This is a genomic window from Propionivibrio sp., assembly GCF_049316945.1.
Taxonomy (GTDB): domain Bacteria; phylum Pseudomonadota; class Gammaproteobacteria; order Burkholderiales; family Rhodocyclaceae; genus Propionivibrio.
The window spans coordinates 35,402-53,419 of record NZ_JBMOJE010000020.1 but is presented as its reverse complement, the minus strand read 5'-3'; the positions used below and the strand labels follow the sequence as shown (position 1 = coordinate 53,419).

Genomic DNA, 18,018 nt, shown 5'->3' with positions numbered 1-18,018 from the left:
GATCAATGCAGGTGAGAAGATAAAATCGGGAAGTTATTTCGTAGCCGTTCCTTACCGGCAATACCGATATCAGCTTATGCAGAATAAGGCAGTTGCGGTATTTCCGCCCGGTCGGCAAAGACCTACGATTTCACAACAGTTCTCGGTCAGTAAATTGATAGTGATTATCGGGGGAGCCAATTCCATGTTCTCTGAGCATGCGGTAAAAAGTCATTGTCCAACGGTGGGTTTTCCGATGCGCGGCATGAACTACCGCCAGCGAAATTCTGCACGATCATTCGTGACTGAAAATACCGTTCATTATGAAAACGTCGTCTTCGCCGGAGGCGGCAATCGCTGCTTCTGGCAGGCGGGTTTCTGGTCCGTGGCGGCGGCGGCTTTAAGGCTCAGACCGAGCCGGGTTAATGCGGTCAGCGCCGGTTCGGCGATTGCCTGCGCGCTGTTCGCGGGCACCTTTGACAAGGGTTTCCGTCGCTACAAAAAATCCCTTGCGGCCAATGGCAGCAACTTCAACCTGCGCAACCTGCTGCGCGAGCAACCCGTCTTCCCGCACGGCAACATGTACCGCGAAGCGATACTGGGAAGTATCAACGAACCGGCACTGGCACGCTTGCACCAGGGGCCTGAGATCAATGTCCTCATTTCATGTCCGCCAAGCTGGGCGTCTCCGGGCATGGCGTTGTTACTGGGGATGATTGCCACCGGCATTGATGCGGTGGGTGATGAGTTTGTCCATTCTTCAATCGGCTGCCGCATCGGCTTCAAGCCGTTGTTCATCTCGGTTCGCGAATGCTTCACGCCTGACTCGCTGGCCGACCTGATCATTGCTTCTTCCTGCACACCCCCCCTGACGCCACAGGCTCGACGCAACGGCATCGCTCTCCTTGATGGCGGCCTGGTCAGCAACGTGCCGATGGACGACGAGGCAGAACAGCACGGCCAAACTCTGGTGCTGCTCACCCGCCAATTCACAACGCTGCCATCGATCCCCGGCCGAACCTACGTTCAGCCATCGCAGCCGATTCCGGTTGCTGCCTGGGACTACACCAATGATGCAGCGGTGCAGTCCACCTACGACCTCGGCCGGCGTGACGGAGAAAGTTTCTGTGCGTCGATCGGTGCCTGAATCAGGCCGCTGAGCTTGGGTTGATTGCGTGCCGACGAACTGAAGGCTTTCCGTCCACCCAAGCGATCAAGAGGGTATGATCTCGTATCCAGTCAGTCATGCAGCGGTCCAAAGCCATGCTGCGCTGCGCGATCAATTATCCCCGTAACGAATCTCCCAACCTCATTCTTGCATTATGAAAATCTATCTTGCTGGCCCCGATGTTTTTCGTCCTGACGTCTTGGCATGGGCAGAATCTGCCCGGGAACTCTGCCTCCGGTACGGATTCAAACCCTTGCTACCAATCGATCATGGAGAAGATGAACCCGAGCGCATCTTTCAGGCCAACATCGCCATGATTCGCAAGGCACAGATTGTCGTTGCCAATCTCGATCCGTTTCGCGGGTCAGAACCGGATTCGGGAACGGCCTTCGAACTGGGCTACGCCTTGGCGCTGGGCAAGAAAATCTGCGGTTATGTAACACGCCTTGATACGTTGGCCAAACGCGTCGAAATCGCCCACGGACAATGTGCCCTTCCAGCACCAGGCGCCCCTTTGACAGACGGCCAGGGAATGCTCATCGAAAACTTCAATCTCCCCTGCAACCTCATGCTGGCGATCCCGTCCCATATCGTCGAAGGCGGCCTTGAGGCTTGTCTGCAGGCCATCCGGGCACGGCCGGCAATCGCCTGACTCAGGGGTCCGGTGGCATTCATGCCGGAAAATGCAGCAGGTCCACGAAGAAAGCCCGGGAATTTTCCGGGCTTTCCTGTTCTAGTCCGGACAACGCCGGACAGAGAAAACTACTACTTCAACTGGTCGTAGAGCAAGCTCAGGATCTTCTTTGAAGTTTCTGACTGGTCAATACCGCCCTCGAAGGAAAGCACCTGCACTGTCGTCAAACCACCACTGTCTTTGACGAAGATACGGTAGCGCGTTTGGGAATTGGGTGTCGCCCCCTTCCAGAATGCCAGCTTGGAAAGGAAACCATCGTCTTTCTTCTGCCCATCGGTTTCCGGGTCGACATAGCGAACGAAGTACAACCCCTTCGAGCGATCACGATCCTCGACCGTGAAACCGACACGATCAAGTGCCAACCCGACACGACGCCAGGCACGGTCAAACGACTCCTGTACCTCGAGCGTACCGGCACCGTCATTGCCGCGCGACAACTTGGCTCGATCGACTGGTTTGGTTTTTGATGCGGCAATTTGAGCATCCGCTCGCTTTTGATCACTCCCGAAGCGCACCATCAAGCGACGCAGCATTTCCGCCTCAAGTTCCGGATCCGGCTCTCGCGGCTGCCACTTGGTCTGATCCTTTCCCTCGGTCACGTAGATTTCATACATGCCGCGATGGCTGATGAAAATATCCGTGGTACCCGGCACCGTACCGGGTTCAAGCCGCGTGCGGAATTTGTCGCGTTCGGCTGTCGAATAAAGCGAATCGAGAACTTTACCCAGTAAATTTCGCAGCATGTCCTGACCGATTTTGGCCCGATTTTCTGCCCAGTCGGTTTCCATCACACCGGCTTCAGGCAATTCAAGCTTGATCAGGAAACCCGTTTCCTGCCAGAAATCCTTGACCGGCCCCCAAAGCTTGTCCGGCGTTTCCGCCACGACAAGCCAGCGCTGATTCCCCGAGCGCTCTATATGCGCCTTATCTACTTGCGGCAGAACATCACTCTGTTGCTGCGCCCGCGCCTGCGGCGAGCGTTCACCGGAATAAGCCGAAAAGGTTGCCGTCCCCTTTCCAGCAGTATCCGGCACCGCGAAGCGATCATCTCGTGCTGGCGAGGTCAGGTCTGGAGGAATCTCAAGCGTCGGCACCTTTACGGTCGAGGCTGATTTATAGTCAATTTTCTTGGATTCCAGACCGATACTGCTGCAACCGGCCAGCATTACCGCCAAAGAACATAGCGTCAGACGCAAAACAACAAATTTCATCGGTTATTCCTGGAAGCCTGAAATTAAACCAGCAAACCCGCCTGACGCATGGCCACGAGAACACGCTCATGGCACTCTGGGGATAAGGCCGTCAATGGCAGGCGAATACCTTCCTTGATCAGGCCGAGTTGCTGACACGCCCACTTCACCGGGATCGGATTAGCCTCGCAGAACATCTGGCGATACAGACCGAGCATGGTGAAATTCAATTCACGCGCCTTGATCAGATCGCCCTTCAGGGCCGCCGAACACATTTGATGCATCAAACGCGGCGCAACGTTGGCCACCACTGAAATATTGCCTTGGGCACCCAGCAAAATCAAAGCACAAGCGCTGGGATCATCGCCACTATAGATAGCAAAACCTTCCGGCGCACGGGCAATCAACTCGCTGCCGCGATCAATACTTCCGGTTGCATCCTTGATGCCGACAATATTCGGGATCTGGGCCAGGCGCAAGGCCGTGTCATTGTTCATGTCGGCTACGGTACGACCGGGAACATTGTAGAGAATGACAGGAATATCCACCGCCTCGGCAATCGCCCGGAAGTGCTGGTACATGCCTTCCTGGGTCGGCTTGTTGTAGTAAGGCACGACGGACAGCGCGGCGTTGGCGCCCGCCTGCTTGGCGAAATGCGTCATCTCGATGGCTTCAGCCGTTGAATTGGCTCCTGTCCCGGCGATTACCGGAATCCTGCCGGCGGCTTGCTCGACAACCAGCCGGATCAACTGGTGATGTTCTTCGATATTGACAGTCGGCGATTCACCGGTGGTGCCGACGACGACTATGGCGTCGGTACCTTCCTGCACATGAAAGTCGACAAGTTGGCGCATGCCGCCCAGATCAAGGCTTCCGTCCTCGTGCATCGGAGTAACAATCGCAACAATGGATCCAGTAATCATGTTCATGTGTAAAGCACCAAAAAGTTAAGCCTGCGATTCTAACCGAAGGAGTACCGACAGACCACGTTAAACGCAGTTATCGAAAACCGGCTGACATGGGGGTTGGGGAAAGCCACTCAGATACCTGCCAGAACCTTGATGTGAGCGCCAACGCAACGCGCCAGTGCCGACAGAACATAGCCCCCCTCCAAAATCGAGACAATTCGCCCTTGCGCTGTCTCCTCGGCAATGTCCTTGATCTGCTCGGTCACCCAGGTGTAATCCTTTTCATGCAGCTTCAGGCTGCCCATATCGTCTTCATGGTGGGCATCAAAACCTGCCGAGATAAAAATCATCTCAGGCTTGAAATCGCGAAGGCTTGGCAGCCAGACATCACTTACCATCTGGCGAAACTCTTCGCTGTTCGTCCCGCTGGCAAGCGGCACATTGAGCATGTTGGGCGCCGGGTTGTCGGTGCCGCTGTAGGGATAAAACGGATGCTGGAACAAGCCAACCATCAGCACCTGATTGTTGTTCTTGAAGCAGTCCTCGGTTCCATTGCCATGATGAACGTCGAAATCGACAATAGCCAGCCGCGAAAGACCATGCGCCTTGAGTGCGTGCGATGCAGCAACGGCGATGTTGTTGAAGAAACAGAAGCCCATCGCATTCGACCGCTCGGCATGGTGACCTGGCGGGCGGACGGCACAAAAGGCATTCTGGACTTTGCCCCCCATCACCAGATCAACGGCCATCACCCCTGCCCCCGCCGCCCGTAATGCGGCCTGCCAGGTATGCGGATTCATGGCCGTATCCGGATCAAGGTGAACAACACCCAGTGCCGGAGAACTACGCTTCAAACGTTCCAGATGTGATGCGGAATGCACGCGCATCAGTTGCTCAAAAGTCGCCAGTGGAGCGTCGTAATGAACAAAATAATGATCAAGCCCCTGGGCGATCATATGATCGTTGATCGCGCTTAAACGCGCCGGACTTTCCGGATGGAAAGAACCCATGTCATGCAAATAAAAGTCGCGGTGTGAAATGAAGGCAGTACTTGTCACTGTTGTCTCCCTGACGTTTATAGAGACGGGATTCAGCCTAAAATAGGTAAAAATCACTCCCCTGATCGTCTCTCATTATCAGCCCAATCACTCCATTACGACAACCATTCAAACCATCCGCCATGCAAGCAACCGGAAAACCATCAACCATCACCGAAGTCATCGCTGCCGCCAACCGGATCATTCTCGGCAAGGAAGGGCAGATTCGGCTCGCTCTGGCCTGTCTTCTGGCGCGCGGCCACTTGCTGATTGAAGACCTGCCCGGCGTCGGCAAAACCACCCTGGCGCATACCCTGGCTCGTCTGCTTGGCCTGCAGTTCTCACGCATTCAATTTACCAGCGACATGCTGCCGGCAGACGTTATCGGCATCTCGATTTTCGACCGCGAACGCAATGAATTCAGGTTTCTCCCCGGCGCCCTGTTCTCGCAGGTACTGCTGGCCGACGAGATCAATCGCGCCACGCCGAAAACTCAAAGCGCCCTGCTCGAAGCAATGGAAGAACGGCAGGTCACCCTGGATGGCGAAACACGCCCTTTGCCCGAGCCGTTCTTCGTGATTGCCACGCAGAATCCCTCGACCCAGATCGGCACCTTTCCGCTGCCCGAATCGCAACTTGACCGGTTCCTGCTGCGTATCGAACTCGGTTACCCGGATCACAACGCCGAGCGGGCATTGCTCGAAGGCGGTGGCCGACGCGAACAGTTGCCGGCGCTGGCCGCCTGCTTCTCGCCCGATCAACTCATCCCGCTGCAAAGACAGGCGGCTGCCGTCCATGTCTCACCGGCCCTGCTCGACTATCTGCAGACACTGATCGAAGCCACGCGCAACAGCCCGAAGTTCATCCACGGCCTGAGCCCGCGTGCGGCCCTCGCGCTACTCGCCGTCGCTCGCGCCTGGGCTTTCATCGACGGACGGACCATGGTTCTGCCGGAAGATGTGCAGGCCGTCCTGCCTGGCGTTGCCTGTCACCGGCTACGTCTGGTGAATAGCGCCAATCATGCCCGCCCCGAGGATATCGCCAACCTGATCCACGCCACCCCGGTTGCCTGATGCCCCTCATCCCGCAGCTAAAGCAATGGCTGTTCCGCTTTGGTCGTGACGAACACTTGCCCATTGTCCTCACCCAGCGTCGAATCTTCATCATCCCGACGCGCACCGGACTGCTTTTTGCCATTGTTCTGGTTGTCATGCTGCTTGGTGCCATCAATTACAACCTGAGTCTCGGCCACGCGCTGGTTTTTCTGCTCGCCGGTCTGGGCGTCGTGGCCATGGTGCACACCTTCCGCAACCTGGTTGCACTGCGTCTCAGCCCGGGCCGGGCAGACCCTGTCTTTACCGGAGAGATCGCGAACTTCCAGATGCTTCTTGAAAACACGCATCGGCAAGCTCGCCGTTCGCTTGATCTGGCCTTCGAAAAACAGGAAAGCGTCTCGCTCGACATCCCGGCCGGGGAACGAGCCATGATTGCCATTCCCTGCCCGGCCAAAGTTCGTGGCCGCCTTGACCCTGGTCGCATCACGCTCTCGACATGCTATCCGCTTGGCCTGTTTCACGCCTGGAGCTACCCGCACCCACGGCTTTCCTGCCTGGTCTATCCGAGGCCGATCGAGACGCCCCTGCCGCCCCCCTCGGCCGTATCGCACAGCGGACAGCGGCAGGGCGACAACGGTCAGGAAGACTTTACTGGATTGCGCCAGCGTCAGCCGAATGACTCGCCGCGGCACATCGCCTGGAAAGCCGTGGCGCGCGATTTCGATAACCGCCCGCTGCTGATCAAGCAATTCGCCGGTGGCGCAGCCGAAGAACTTTGGCTCGACTTGTCGCTGACACCGGCCTCCAGCACGCTGGAAACGAAGATTTCCCTGCTCACTGGCTGGGTGATCGCCGCCGAGCGAAGCCAAACCCGCTACGGTCTGCGCCTGCCCGGCCGCGAACTCGCGCCGGATCAGGGAAACATCCATCGCGACACCTGCCTCGAAGTGCTGGCCTTGTATGGCGAAAAAACCAGCTAAACCGCCCGCCAAGTCAACGGCAGCGCTCGAACACAGCGCCATCCCGTGGTTGCTGGCGGTGGCTGTGGCCACGGCGGCCCCGCACGCCGGCCATCTCCCGCTCTGGCTGACACTGCTCGTCAGTAGCGCGCTTATCTGGCGTAGTTGGCTCTGGCATCAGAACGCCCGCCTGCCCGCCCGCTGGCTACTGACGCTCCTGGTGGTTGCCAGTGTCGCCGGCATCGGCTGGCAGTTTCGTACTTTATTCGGCAAGGATGCTGGCGTCGCTCTGCTGGTCTTGTTCATGGCCCTCAAGCCGATGGAAATGAAAACCCGCCGCGACTCCATGGTCGTCGTCATGCTAGGGTTCTTTCTGCTGCTCACGCATTATTTCTACTCGCAAAGCATACCGACCGGGCTGTGGCTGCTCTGTGCCGCGACGCTGCTCACGGCCACGCTCCTCCGGCTTTACGGCGGTGCCCAACCGATTAGCGCCATTGTGCGTTACGCCGGTCTCCTGCTGGCGCAGGCCATTCCCTTCATGCTGATTGCCTTCCTGCTCTTCCCGCGCGTCTCCGGCCCGCTCTGGGGTCTGCCACAGGACGCCTATTCCGGGCTCACCGGCCTTTCCGACCGGATGTCACCGGGCTCGCTGAATAACCTGATCCAGTCAGGCGCCATCGCCTTCCGTGTCCAGTTTTCCGGCGCGCCCCCGGAAAAATCACGTCTCTACTGGCGCGGCCCGGTGTTCGATGACTATGATGGCCAGACTTGGCGTGCCCGTGCACCGGATCCCCGGAGGCCAGGCCAGCCGCCTGTTGTCGAAGGTAAGGGCAAGACCGTCAGCTATGTCACCACGCTCGAACCGCACAACCAGCGCTGGCTGCTGGCTCTCGACCTGCCGCTCTCACTCCCGGAAGATAGCGCGCTTTTCCCGACACTTGAAACCCTCGCCAAAGAGCCGATACGCAGCCGGGCACGTTTCGCTTTCACCTCGTCAATCGACTTTATTGCTAATCGGCAGGAAACACCTGCCGTGCTGCAACAGGCGATGCGGCTACCGCCCAGACTGAATCCGCGTTCCCGCGAGTTGGCTGAATCGTGGCGGGAAAAACTCGAGTCACCGGAGCAGATTTCCAACGCCGTGTTGCGCCTGTTCCAGCAGGAAGCCTTCTTTTACACCGTGCGTCCACCACTGCTCGGCCAGCATGCGGCCGATGACTTCCTGTTCAGCACAAGGCGCGGGTTCTGCGAACACTACGCCTCTGCCTATGTCTTTCTCATGCGTGCCGCCGGTGTGCCAGCGCGTGTGGTGACCGGCTATCAGGGCGGAGAGATCAATCCGGTCGACGGCTATCTCACGGTGCGCCAGTCCGACGCTCACGCCTGGGCCGAAATCTGGCTGGCCGAAAAGGGCTGGGTTCGGGTCGATCCGACCGCGGCCGTCGCTCCCTCGCGGATCGAACGGGGAATCGAAGCCGCACTGCCCGCCGGAGACCCGCTACCGGCATTGATCCGCATCGATAGCGACTGGCTGCGCGACCTTCGCAACCGCTGGGAAGCAGCAAACAACACCTGGAATCAGTGGGTGCTCGGGTACAATCCGCAACGTCAGCGAGAGGTGCTTTCCAGACTCGGATTCGGCGAACCCGATTGGCGAAAAATGACTGCCGCGCTGGCGACGCTATGCGGCATCGCGCTACTGATCGTCACGTTATGGACGCTCCATCAGCGCAGCAGGACGCCCCCCGCACTGCGCGCCTGGCAATGCTTCTGCAACCGGCTCAAGAGGTTTGGAATTATCCGCGCAGACTGGGAAGGTCCACTGGATTTCGCCTCTCGTGTCGCGCGTGAACGACCGGAACTGGGCGCACTGACCAGAGAAGCGGCGGGCCATTTTGCCGACCTGCACTACGGCTCCGGCGACGCGGAACAACTGCAAGAACTGAAGTCATGCACACGGCATCTTACCCAACTGCGGCCACAACCACTGCCTTCATCATGGAGAAAAAGGAATTGAGTAATAAATTAGCCACCTTGCTGTTCGGCGTTCTCGTTGGAATGGCTCCGCTCAACGGCCACGCCGCAAAGACGCAACCCCGCACCCCGCCGTTCAGCGAAGCGTCCGAAGTTCGCGCCTTCATCCTCGACATGCACGAACAACATGGATTCGATGTTGCCCACCTGACCCGCCAGTTCGCCAGCATTCATTCCAACGCCACCGTGCTGCGCGCCATCCGGCCGCCGGCGGTACCGGAACTGCAACGTTCCTGGCAGCGCTACCGGGTGCGCTTTGTCAACGAACGACGCACCAGCAACGGCACCCGCTTCTGGCAGGAAAACCAGGCCGAACTGGCACGGGCCGAGGCCATCTACGGCGTCCCGCAGGAAATCATCGTCGCCATCATCGGCGTCGAAACCGAATACGGTCGCAACATGGGCAGCTTCAGCGTTCTCGAAGCGCTGGCCACGCTGGCTTTCGACTATCCGCCGCGCGCCCCGTTTTTCCGTAGCGAGCTCGAACAGTTCCTGCTGCTGGCAAGGGAAAACGGCGTCAGTCCGCTTGAGATCAAGGGCTCATACGCTGGCGCCATCGGCATTCCCCAGTTCATGCCGAGCAGCCAGCGAAAATACGCAGTGGATTTCGACGGCGACGACCGCATCGATCTGCGCCAAAGCAACACCGACGCCATCGGCAGCGTCGCCCGCTTTCTCAACATGCACGGCTGGCAAGCGAAGGCCCCGATTGCCCTGCCGGCCAGAGTGGAAGGCGACCCGACGGCGCTGATCGCTGCTGGCATCAAACCGGCTGCTCCGTTGCAGGAATTGGCGAAACAGGGCGTATTTGCTGCAGGAAATTCCGAAGGACTGGCTGAACGACCAGCCGCATTGATCGACCTTGTGACCCCCAATCAGCCGACTGAATACTGGGTCGGATTCGATAATTTCTACGTAATCACGCGCTACAACCGGTCGAGCTTCTACGCGATGTCGGTGTTTCAACTGGCTGAAGCGTTACGCGAAGCGCATGGCATGAGAAACGAATAATAGGCATGCCTGCGCTGGATCGCCCTGTGGGAGTTACGTGGTGATAGCGGGGCGAGCCCACAGTAATGTTAGAATTATCCAAGATTGATTTTTTAGTTACTTTGATTTTGATTGGATATACCATGAAATTGCCAAAACTGTTTTTGACCGATGGTGCCGCCGCCAGAGCGCATCGTCACAAGCTGGGGCTGAATCAAACTGCATTCTGGAAAAAGCTGGGGCTGACGCAGTCAGGTAGTTCTCGTTACGAATCAGGCAGAAATATCCCAATGCCTGTTCAGCTTCTTCTGCACATTGCCTATGCCCCTGAGAAAAGGGTGTTGGAACTTGTCGAATTTCTGCGCACGACGGATACACCGGAATAAAAGACCATTTATTGATTGGAGGCCTCATGGAACTGACCACTACACCCTCAATTGAAGGCAAGCACATCAAGAAATACTGCGGCATCGTTGCCGGCGAAGCCGTGATCGGCGTCAACTTGCTCAAAGACATGTTTGCCGGCATCAGTGACCTGGTTGGCGGACGTTCTGGAGCTTACGAAAAGGAACTAAGGCATGCCCGCCAAATTGCGCTCGAAGAACTTTCAGAACAAGCGCATGAATTCGGCGGAAACGCCGTCGTCGGCATTGATATCGACTACGAAGTCCTTGGCGAGAAAAACGGGATGCTGATGGTGACGGCCAGTGGCACGGCGGTCATCGTGGAGTGAATGCGAGATCCTGGCTATTCGCCTAGCGCATGGTGATTGCAGGATTGCTGGATTGCGCCGTGGCAAGGCTGGACTGCCGCAGATCCTCGTAATACACCTCCAGTTCCATGCCGCCAGGAGTAGGCGCCGGAAAAAGCCCTATCTTGTTCGCGATTCGTTTGCCTGGATCTTGGCCATGCGCTCACTTCTTACTGCACGGCCGAGGGCAGCAGAACGGAGCGTCGAAAAAAGGTTCCTGGACGCTTGTTCGACGATTGGCGAAGCGGCAACAATCACCCCGGCGCTTTGTAGCAATCCGACCAGATGGAGGCCACAAAGATCAATCTCGCTGACTTCCGAGAGATCAATTTCCAGGCATTTGTAACGTTGCATCGCGTCGGTAACTCTCTCTTCCAACTCCCGGTAAAAAGGATAGGTCATCTTGCCGTCAAACTTGAGGAGAAAGGGACTTTCACTGGGTTGGAGTAAATTTTCCATTGACTTTCCTTTGCCGTTTATTTGGTTCCCTGCACACACGACCGCACCGTTTGAGTACCAAGTACCAAGCTAAACAGTGGGCAGTATTTCAAACTTATTATTATTTTTTGTTTTGAGTTCCGATTTCCGGAGTGGTTCAATTTCTTTATGAGAAATATTTTTCGGACTATGCAACAGGAAGCCGTGCCTTCGGGGCGAATTTCTGGATTCTCGTCGCGCACGAACAGGAATGTTCATGCGGAACACCACTTACAGAGCAAGGTGGTTGTCGATTATCTTCCCGAAAATAATCTTCTTCAGTCCGGGGATGGGACTGGTTAACCGCGAATCTTGTGCCCAGAATGAAAAAAAACCGGCAGAATGCCGGCTTTCCTGAACACCAACGCGCCTGTTATGAGTCAGTCAATTCACGCGAATGGATGACGGCGTAAAATTGTCTCATTACGTTCCGGCCCAGTCGATATTATGTCGATCGGGATTTCACACAATGCTTCAATACGCGTGAGATAAGCACGTGCTGCGGCAGGAAGCATTTCCTGCGTGGTCGCACCCACCGTGGATTCAGTCCAACCTGGCATGCTCTCCAGAATGGGTTCGCAATCAGCCACTTCATCAGATCCCATCGGCAGCAAGTCGATAATTTTTCCATATAACTTGTAACCGGTACAGATCTTCAACTCGGCAAGACCGTCAAGCACGTCGAGCTTGGTGATGCACAATCCGGTCACTCCATTGATCTGAATTGAGCGTTTGAGCGCAGGCATATCGATCCATCCGCAGCGACGCTTGCGTCCGGTAACGGTTCCAAACTCACGCCCTTTCTGTGACATCTGATTCCCGGGGACACCTGCTGTCTCGATATCGAGTTCGCTCGGGAAAGGCCCGCCGCCAACGCGGGTGCAGTAGGCCTTGGTGATACCCAGTACGTAGTGCAGCATGCCCGGACCGACACCCGCTCCAGCTGATGCCTGCCCGGCAACGCAATTCGACGAGGTAACGAAAGGGTAAGTGCCATGGTCGATGTCAAGCAAGGCACCCTGCGCACCTTCGAAAAGCAGGTTCTGGCCGGTCTTGTTGGCGGCGTACAGTGCGGCGGAAACATCGACAACCATCGGCTTGATCAATTCAGCGTCGGCCATCGCCTGCGTGAGAACTGTTTCGTAATCGACCGCCTCGGCACCCAGATACCGGGTCAGAACAAAATTGTGATAGTCGAGGTTTTCCTTGAGCTTTTCGGCAAAACGCTGGGGATAGAAAAGGTCGTAAACACGAAGAGCGCGACGCGCAACCTTGTCTTCGTAAGTCGGCCCTATTCCCTTGCCAGTGGTGCCGATCCTGGCGCCAGCACTCTTGGCCGCCTCGCGAGCTTGATCCAGTGCCGAGTGGTAGCCAAGGATAAGCGGGCAGCCCGGGCTGATCTTGAGACGCGAACGCACTTCGATGCCACCGGCTTCCAATTCCTTGATTTCCGAAAGCAGGTGGTGAATATCCAGTACGACACCGTTGCCTATATAGCAGTTGATGCCTGGGTGAACAATCCCGGAGGGTACCAGGTTGAGCTTGTAGACCTTTTCTCCGACGACGAGCGTGTGACCCGCATTGTGACCACCCTGAAAGCGCACCACACCCTGCGCGTGATCGGTCAACCAGTCGACGATCTTGCCCTTGCCTTCATCGCCCCACTGCGTGCCAACTACTACGACGTTCTTAGCCATTTTTCAAATCAATCCCTGATAATTGTTTGAGTGATCCATTGCTCGTTATATTCAACCAGACGCCGGTCGCATAGAGGTCCCTCGCTATGCGTTTCTCCCGGCAAGAGTTCGACAACTACCTCGCCTTGCTCACGCAAGATAGCAACCCGAGCAGCCAATGCCGGATCTGCCGCCGAATACGGGGCCAGAATTGCACACGCTGGTTTTTCACTTGCGGCCAAGCGGGCAACTTCACGCAAGTCCATCGAAAAGCCGGTCGCCGGACGAGCACGGCCGAAATTTTTGCCAACACCGTCATAACGGCCACCGAGTGCAATGGCGCTGGGAAAGCCGGGGTAATAGGCGGCAAACACAACCCCGTTGTGATAGTGATATCCCCGCAGATCAGCGAAATCGAAGGACAAAGGCAAGTCTGGCATGGCAGACAGCAACTGTCGCATTGTTTCCAGCGCCGTGGCTATTTCGGGCAGCGCAGGCAATTCACGGGCGGCGGATTCGAGAATATCTCCGCCGCCATAGAGTTCAGGTAAACGCAAGAGGGCGGAACGATAGGGTTCGGCAATTTTGGCGCAACAATCGTGCAGACTCGGAATGTCCTTGACTTTCAGGAGTTGCAAGATTTTCGTCTCGGTATCGGCATTTAGGCCGGCGGCATGGGCTAGCGCACGGAACACCCCGACATGACCGATATCGATACGGGAAGCGGGCGTACCAGCCGTTTTTAACGCCAAGGCCAGCAGACGAATCGCTTCAATATCGGCCTCAATGCCGGCGAACCCGTAGAGTTCTGCGCCAAGCTGAATCGGCTCCCGGCTCGATGCCTGAGAGGCAGGCAGCGTATGCAGAACACTATCGCAGTAGCAAAGGCGCGTCACGCCCTGACGATTGAGCAAATGCGCATCGATGCGAGCGACCTGGGGAGTTATGTCGGCACGCAAGCCAAGTGTGCGTCCGGAAAGCTGGTCGACCAGCTTGAAGGTGCGTAGCGTCAGGTCGGAACCTGATCCGGTGAGCAGGGAGTCAAGGTATTCAAGCATGGGCGGCATGACTAATTCATAGCCATGCACACGAAAGAGGTCAAGCACCGAGCGACGGAGCTGCTCAATCCTGGCTGCCTCCTGAGGCAATGCGTCAGCAATATATTCGGGTAACAGCCAGTTCATCTGAAAACAATCAGCAAAATTAATCCGGCCAGCATCGAAGTCAGGCCGATAAAACGAATCTGTCCATCAGTAAGCTGGATCAGACGGCGAAATGTCTCACGCCAGGCACTGGGAGCAAGAAAAGGCATCAAACCCTCAAGCACCAGCATCAAGGCAAAAGCAATAAGCAGACTATGGGTCATTTACCCGTTTTTTCGCCGCTTCGGCCAACACTCTTCATGTACTTGAAGAAATCGGAATTGGGCTCGACGACAATGATGTCACTCTTGCTCTTGAAGCTGTTGCGATAGGCTTCGAGACTGCGATAGAAGGAATAAAACTCGGGATTCTGGTTGAAGGCCTGAGCATAAGTAGCAGTCGCCTTGGCATCCCCCTCGCCCTTCATCTTCTGCGCTTCGCGGTAGGCTTCGGCGACGATCACCTCGCGCTGCTTGTCAGCATCGGCTCGGATCTTCTCGGCTTCTGCAGAACCCTCCGAACGTAGTTCGTTAGCCACACGCTTGCGCTCTGCTTCCATACGGCGATAGACCGATTCGCTCACTTCCGTCGGCAGATCAACACGCTTCACCCGGACATCAATAATCTGCACACCGATCTTGCGCGCATCGAGATCCGCCTTTTCACGCATCTGCTCCATGATTTTGTCGCGTTCACCCGATACCACGTCATGAACAGTGCGCTTACCGAATTCCTCGCGCAAACCCGCATTTACCGTTTGCGACAGGCGTGTCTTGGCTCGCGCTTCGTCTCCGGCAACAGAGATGTAGTAAAGCTGTGGATCAACGATCTTCCATTTGACAAATGAATCGACCAGCACATTCTTCTTTTCCGAGGTAATAAAGCGTTCCGGCTCAGCACTGTCGAGCGTGAGAATACGCTTGTCGAAATAACGGACGTTCTGGATCATCGGCCATTTGAAGTACAGCCCGGGTTCGGCAATGACATCGCGTACCTCACCGAGCTGGAAAATGATGGCATGTTGCCGCTGATCAACGGTAAAAATTGACGCGCCAAGAACAACCAATACCGCCGCAATGATAGCGGCCGTGAAATTCAAACCGGCTTTCATTATCGAACCTCCCGATCCCGTGAGCGCAAGGCATCACGCGAACGTGCTTCAGTCTTATCCACCACCTGTGGCGGCGTCTCGTTGGATACCACGGATCCAGAGCGAACCTGCGCCGGCATCTCGGCACTGCTACCGACACTTTCAGGAGACGCGGCCAATGCCCCGGCAGCGTGCATCAGCTTGTCGAGCGGCAGATAGAGCAGATTACCCTGCCCCTTGGCATCGACCATCACCTTGCTGGTGCTGGAATAGACCTGTTGCATGGTTTCCAGATACATGCGACTGCGCGTCACCTCAGGCGCCTTGGCATACTCGGCATTGATCTGCTTGAAGCGGCTGGCATCGCCCTCGGAGGTTGCGATCAGACGCTGCTTGTAACCGTCTGCTTCCTGCATCAGACGTGCAGCCGTCCCTCTGGCCTTCGGAATCACATCGTTGGCGTAGGCCTGCCCTTCGTTCTTCTGTCGCTCACGATCCTGGCCGGCTTTCACGGCATCATCAAATGCCGCCTGCACCTGCTCGGGAGGTTGGGCGTTTTGCATCGTTACCTTTGAAATCAGGATGCCGGTCTTGTAACGATCAAGAATTTCCTGCATGAGGGTCGAGGCTTTGACCGCGATCTGCTCGCGCCCCTCGTACAGCACGAAATCCATCTTGTTCTTGCCGACGATCTCGCGAATTGCCGTTTCGGCTACTTGCATTACAGCGTCATCGGGTGTGCGATTATTGAAGACATACTCAACTGGATCCTTGAGTATGTATTGAACGGCAAACTGGATGTTGATGATATTTTCGTCATCCGTCAGCATCAGTGCTTCCTTGAGCACCTTGTTCTTCTCGCTACCGCGATAGCCGACTTCAATCGTACGTACGCCTGAAATATTGACCAGTTCATGCGACTGGATCGGGTAAGGCAAACGCCAGCGCAAACCGGACTCGGTGCTTTCCTTATACTTGCCGAACTGCAAAACAAGGCCGCGCTGCGATGCATCAACAATATAAAAGCCACTGGCCAGCCAGACCAGCACGACCAGACCGACGAGCAAGCTGATTCCGCCCCCCAGAAATTTGGTGTTGAACTCGACCGGCGGGCGGTTGCCACCTCCATTGCCGCTACCACCCTTCTTGTCGAACATTCCAGAGATGCGACGATTAAGGTCGCGCCACAATTCTTCAAGGTCGGGAGGCCCCTGATTCGGTCGCTTACCACCTTTATTGCCACCACTGCTGTCATTACCGCGATTGCCCCACTGCGGGTCATTGAGCGACATGAGTACTCCAATGCTTGAAATCATAGGGATAAATCTGTATCCAAAATAGTATCAGGGTTGAGCGAATCGTCACCGTTCTTCGGCCGATCTCGCGCAATGGGTAGTTTCTCAAGTGCAATCTCGGTCAACGCCTCGCGCAGCAGCGGCAAACCATTGCCAGATTTCGCACTCACCCGAACGCGGGCGATTCTATCATACTCATCCCGTTCGACGGCCGGCGGCAGCCCTGTCAGATCCTGCTTGTTGAGCACCATCACTTGCCGCACCTCGCTGGCGCCGATTTCAGCGAGAACCTTATCGACTTCGGCAATCTGGTCGTCACGCGCCGGACTGGCCGAATCAACAACATGCAGCAAGAGATCGGCCTGGGATGTCGATTCCAGCGTCGCATGAAAGGCTGCCACCAATTCATGAGGCAGAGCGCGGATAAAACCGACCGTGTCGGAAATGACAATATTCCCCGCCTCGCCGAGCCAGAGCTTGCGCGAGGTTGTGTCGAGCGTTGCAAATAGCTGATTGGCGGCATACGCACCGGCATGGGTCAGCGCATTGAAAAGTGTTGATTTACCGGCATTGGTGTAGCCAACGATGGAAACGTTCAGGACCTCGCCGCGCCCGCGAGCCTTGCGCTGTACTCCGCGCTGGCGTTCGAGCCTGACCAGCCGTTCCTTGAGCAGCTTGACCCGCTTGCCGAGCAAGCGGCGATCAGTTTCGAGCTGGGTTTCCCCCGGACCGCGCAGCCCGATCCCACCCTTTTGACGCTCCAGATGGGTCCAGCCACGAACCAGACGAGTCGCTAGATGATCGAGTTGCGCCAGTTCAACCTGCAACTTGCCTTCCGAACTCTGCGCACGTTGCGCAAAGATGTCGAGAATCAGACTGGTGCGGTCGATCACTCGGCATTGCAGCGTACGCTCAAGATTGCGCTCTTGGGCGGGTGACAATTCGTGGTTAAAAATGACCAGATCGGCCTCGTGTGCTGCAACTTCGGCAGCCACTTCCTGCACCTTGCCCTTGCCAGCAAAAGTCGCTGAATCGGGACTTTGTCGCCGGCCGAAAACCTCTGCACAGACCCTGGCTCCGGCCGATTCAGTGAGTTGGCGTACCTCTTCAAGCTGATCGGCGACATCGTCGCCACCAAAATCAAGCTGAACTATGACAGCACGTTCGCCCGAGGCTGGACGTTCAAGCATTCAGGCCATTCACGAAAGACGCGAACAAAGGCTCGTTCGCAGGTTATCTATCGAGACACCCCCCCATTTTAGTGAGTGGCTGGAAAAGCAAGGTGAAGACAGATCAGTCCTCGCTGGTTCCATCCTGCTGGATGCTGACCGGACGCGAAGGCACCACCGTCGAGATGGCATGCTTGTAAACCATCTGGGTAACGGTATTCTTGAGCAGAACGACGTACTGATCAAATGACTCAACCTGGCCTTGCAGTTTGATGCCATTGACCAGATAGATGGAAACTGGCACGTGCTCGCGGCGCAGCACATTAAGGAAGGGGTCTTGTAACAGTTGCCCTTTATTACTCATGGTTAGAACTCCATGTTCATTGTTGGTGTATGGCCGG

At 56.4% G+C, this 18,018-nt stretch carries 19 protein-coding genes; 8 read left to right on the top strand and 11 right to left on the bottom strand.

Features of this window, described 5'->3' with window-relative positions:
- Positions 1 to 280 precede the first annotated feature (280 nt).
- Positions 281 to 1,126, top strand: coding sequence for a patatin-like phospholipase family protein (locus ACOYNV_RS06900; RefSeq protein ID WP_422899017.1), 846 nt, complete (start codon positions 281 to 283; stop codon positions 1,124 to 1,126).
- Between the two features lie 175 nt (positions 1,127 to 1,301).
- On the top strand, positions 1,302 to 1,799 hold the full coding sequence (locus tag ACOYNV_RS06895) for a nucleoside 2-deoxyribosyltransferase (protein WP_422899016.1): 498 nt from the start codon (positions 1,302 to 1,304) through the stop codon (positions 1,797 to 1,799).
- A gap of 113 nt (positions 1,800 to 1,912) precedes the next feature.
- Here the strand turns inward: ACOYNV_RS06895 and bamC are convergent, their stop codons facing one another.
- The 3 genes from bamC to ACOYNV_RS06880 form a co-directional block, all read right to left on the bottom strand.
- Complete coding sequence (bamC, locus tag ACOYNV_RS06890) at positions 1,913 to 3,052, bottom strand: outer membrane protein assembly factor BamC (protein WP_422899015.1); 1,140 nt, start codon at positions 3,050 to 3,052, stop codon at positions 1,913 to 1,915.
- Between the two features lie 23 nt (positions 3,053 to 3,075).
- Entirely contained in the window at positions 3,076 to 3,954 is an 879-nt protein-coding gene (gene dapA / locus ACOYNV_RS06885; protein ID WP_422899019.1) for a 4-hydroxy-tetrahydrodipicolinate synthase, read from the bottom strand.
- 116 nt (positions 3,955 to 4,070) lie between these two features.
- Complete coding sequence (locus ACOYNV_RS06880) at positions 4,071 to 4,997, bottom strand: histone deacetylase family protein (RefSeq protein WP_422899014.1); 927 nt, start codon at positions 4,995 to 4,997, stop codon at positions 4,071 to 4,073.
- Between the two features lie 122 nt (positions 4,998 to 5,119).
- Here ACOYNV_RS06880 and ACOYNV_RS06875 point away from each other — a divergent pair, with 122 nt between their 5' ends.
- The 6 genes from ACOYNV_RS06875 to ACOYNV_RS06850 all read left to right on the top strand — a co-directional run bounded on the left by ACOYNV_RS06875 (position 5,120) and on the right by ACOYNV_RS06850 (position 10,750).
- A complete protein-coding gene (locus tag ACOYNV_RS06875) occupies positions 5,120 to 6,049 on the top strand; it encodes an AAA family ATPase (protein ID WP_422899013.1) in 930 nt (309 codons plus the stop codon).
- Entirely contained in the window at positions 6,049 to 7,011 is a 963-nt protein-coding gene (locus ACOYNV_RS06870; protein WP_422899012.1) for a DUF58 domain-containing protein, read from the top strand. Before ACOYNV_RS06875 ends, ACOYNV_RS06870 begins: the two co-directional genes overlap by 1 nt.
- Positions 6,992 to 9,010: a transglutaminase TgpA family protein gene (locus tag ACOYNV_RS06865; protein ID WP_422899011.1), complete on the top strand. Its 2,019-nt coding sequence runs from the start codon at positions 6,992 to 6,994 to the stop codon at positions 9,008 to 9,010. The genes ACOYNV_RS06870 and ACOYNV_RS06865 overlap by 20 nt, the downstream gene beginning before the upstream one ends.
- Positions 9,007 to 10,038: a lytic murein transglycosylase B gene (gene mltB / locus ACOYNV_RS06860; RefSeq protein WP_422899010.1), complete on the top strand. Its 1,032-nt coding sequence runs from the start codon at positions 9,007 to 9,009 to the stop codon at positions 10,036 to 10,038. The genes ACOYNV_RS06865 and mltB overlap by 4 nt, the downstream gene beginning before the upstream one ends.
- Positions 10,039 to 10,103: 65 nt before the next feature.
- Complete coding sequence (locus tag ACOYNV_RS06855; RefSeq protein ID WP_422899009.1) at positions 10,104 to 10,403, top strand: helix-turn-helix domain-containing protein; 300 nt, start codon at positions 10,104 to 10,106, stop codon at positions 10,401 to 10,403.
- Positions 10,404 to 10,429: 26 nt separating this feature from the next.
- Complete coding sequence (locus ACOYNV_RS06850) at positions 10,430 to 10,750, top strand: heavy metal-binding domain-containing protein (RefSeq protein ID WP_422899008.1); 321 nt, start codon at positions 10,430 to 10,432, stop codon at positions 10,748 to 10,750.
- Between the two features lie 138 nt (positions 10,751 to 10,888).
- Here ACOYNV_RS06850 and ACOYNV_RS06845 read toward each other — a convergent pair whose 3' ends face one another.
- The 8 genes from ACOYNV_RS06845 to hfq form a co-directional block, all read right to left on the bottom strand.
- Positions 10,889 to 11,227 carry an STAS domain-containing protein gene (locus tag ACOYNV_RS06845; protein ID WP_422899007.1) on the bottom strand — a complete coding sequence of 113 codons (339 nt, stop codon included), beginning with the start codon at positions 11,225 to 11,227 and terminating at the stop codon, positions 10,889 to 10,891.
- A gap of 407 nt (positions 11,228 to 11,634) precedes the next feature.
- Positions 11,635 to 12,942 carry an adenylosuccinate synthase gene (locus ACOYNV_RS06840; protein ID WP_422899006.1) on the bottom strand — a complete coding sequence of 436 codons (1,308 nt, stop codon included), beginning with the start codon at positions 12,940 to 12,942 and terminating at the stop codon, positions 11,635 to 11,637.
- An 8-nt stretch (positions 12,943 to 12,950) separates the two neighbouring features.
- On the bottom strand, positions 12,951 to 14,105 hold the full coding sequence (locus ACOYNV_RS06835; RefSeq protein WP_422899005.1) for an ATP phosphoribosyltransferase regulatory subunit: 1,155 nt from the start codon (positions 14,103 to 14,105) through the stop codon (positions 12,951 to 12,953).
- On the bottom strand, positions 14,102 to 14,287 hold the full coding sequence (locus ACOYNV_RS06830; RefSeq protein ID WP_422899004.1) for a DUF2065 domain-containing protein: 186 nt from the start codon (positions 14,285 to 14,287) through the stop codon (positions 14,102 to 14,104). The genes ACOYNV_RS06835 and ACOYNV_RS06830 overlap by 4 nt, the downstream gene beginning before the upstream one ends.
- On the bottom strand, positions 14,284 to 15,174 hold the full coding sequence (gene hflC, locus ACOYNV_RS06825) for a protease modulator HflC (RefSeq protein ID WP_422899003.1): 891 nt from the start codon (positions 15,172 to 15,174) through the stop codon (positions 14,284 to 14,286). Before hflC ends, ACOYNV_RS06830 begins: the two co-directional genes overlap by 4 nt.
- The gene (gene hflK, locus ACOYNV_RS06820) at positions 15,174 to 16,445 is read right to left on the bottom strand and encodes an FtsH protease activity modulator HflK (protein ID WP_422899002.1); all 1,272 of its coding nucleotides are present in this window, start codon (positions 16,443 to 16,445) and stop codon (positions 15,174 to 15,176) included. Before hflK ends, hflC begins: the two co-directional genes overlap by 1 nt.
- Before the next feature lie 20 nt (positions 16,446 to 16,465).
- The gene (gene hflX, locus ACOYNV_RS06815; protein WP_422899001.1) at positions 16,466 to 17,638 is read right to left on the bottom strand and encodes a GTPase HflX; all 1,173 of its coding nucleotides are present in this window, start codon (positions 17,636 to 17,638) and stop codon (positions 16,466 to 16,468) included.
- Between the two features lie 103 nt (positions 17,639 to 17,741).
- Positions 17,742 to 17,981 carry an RNA chaperone Hfq gene (hfq, locus tag ACOYNV_RS06810; protein WP_422899000.1) on the bottom strand — a complete coding sequence of 80 codons (240 nt, stop codon included), beginning with the start codon at positions 17,979 to 17,981 and terminating at the stop codon, positions 17,742 to 17,744.
- Positions 17,982 to 18,018 lie beyond the last annotated feature (37 nt).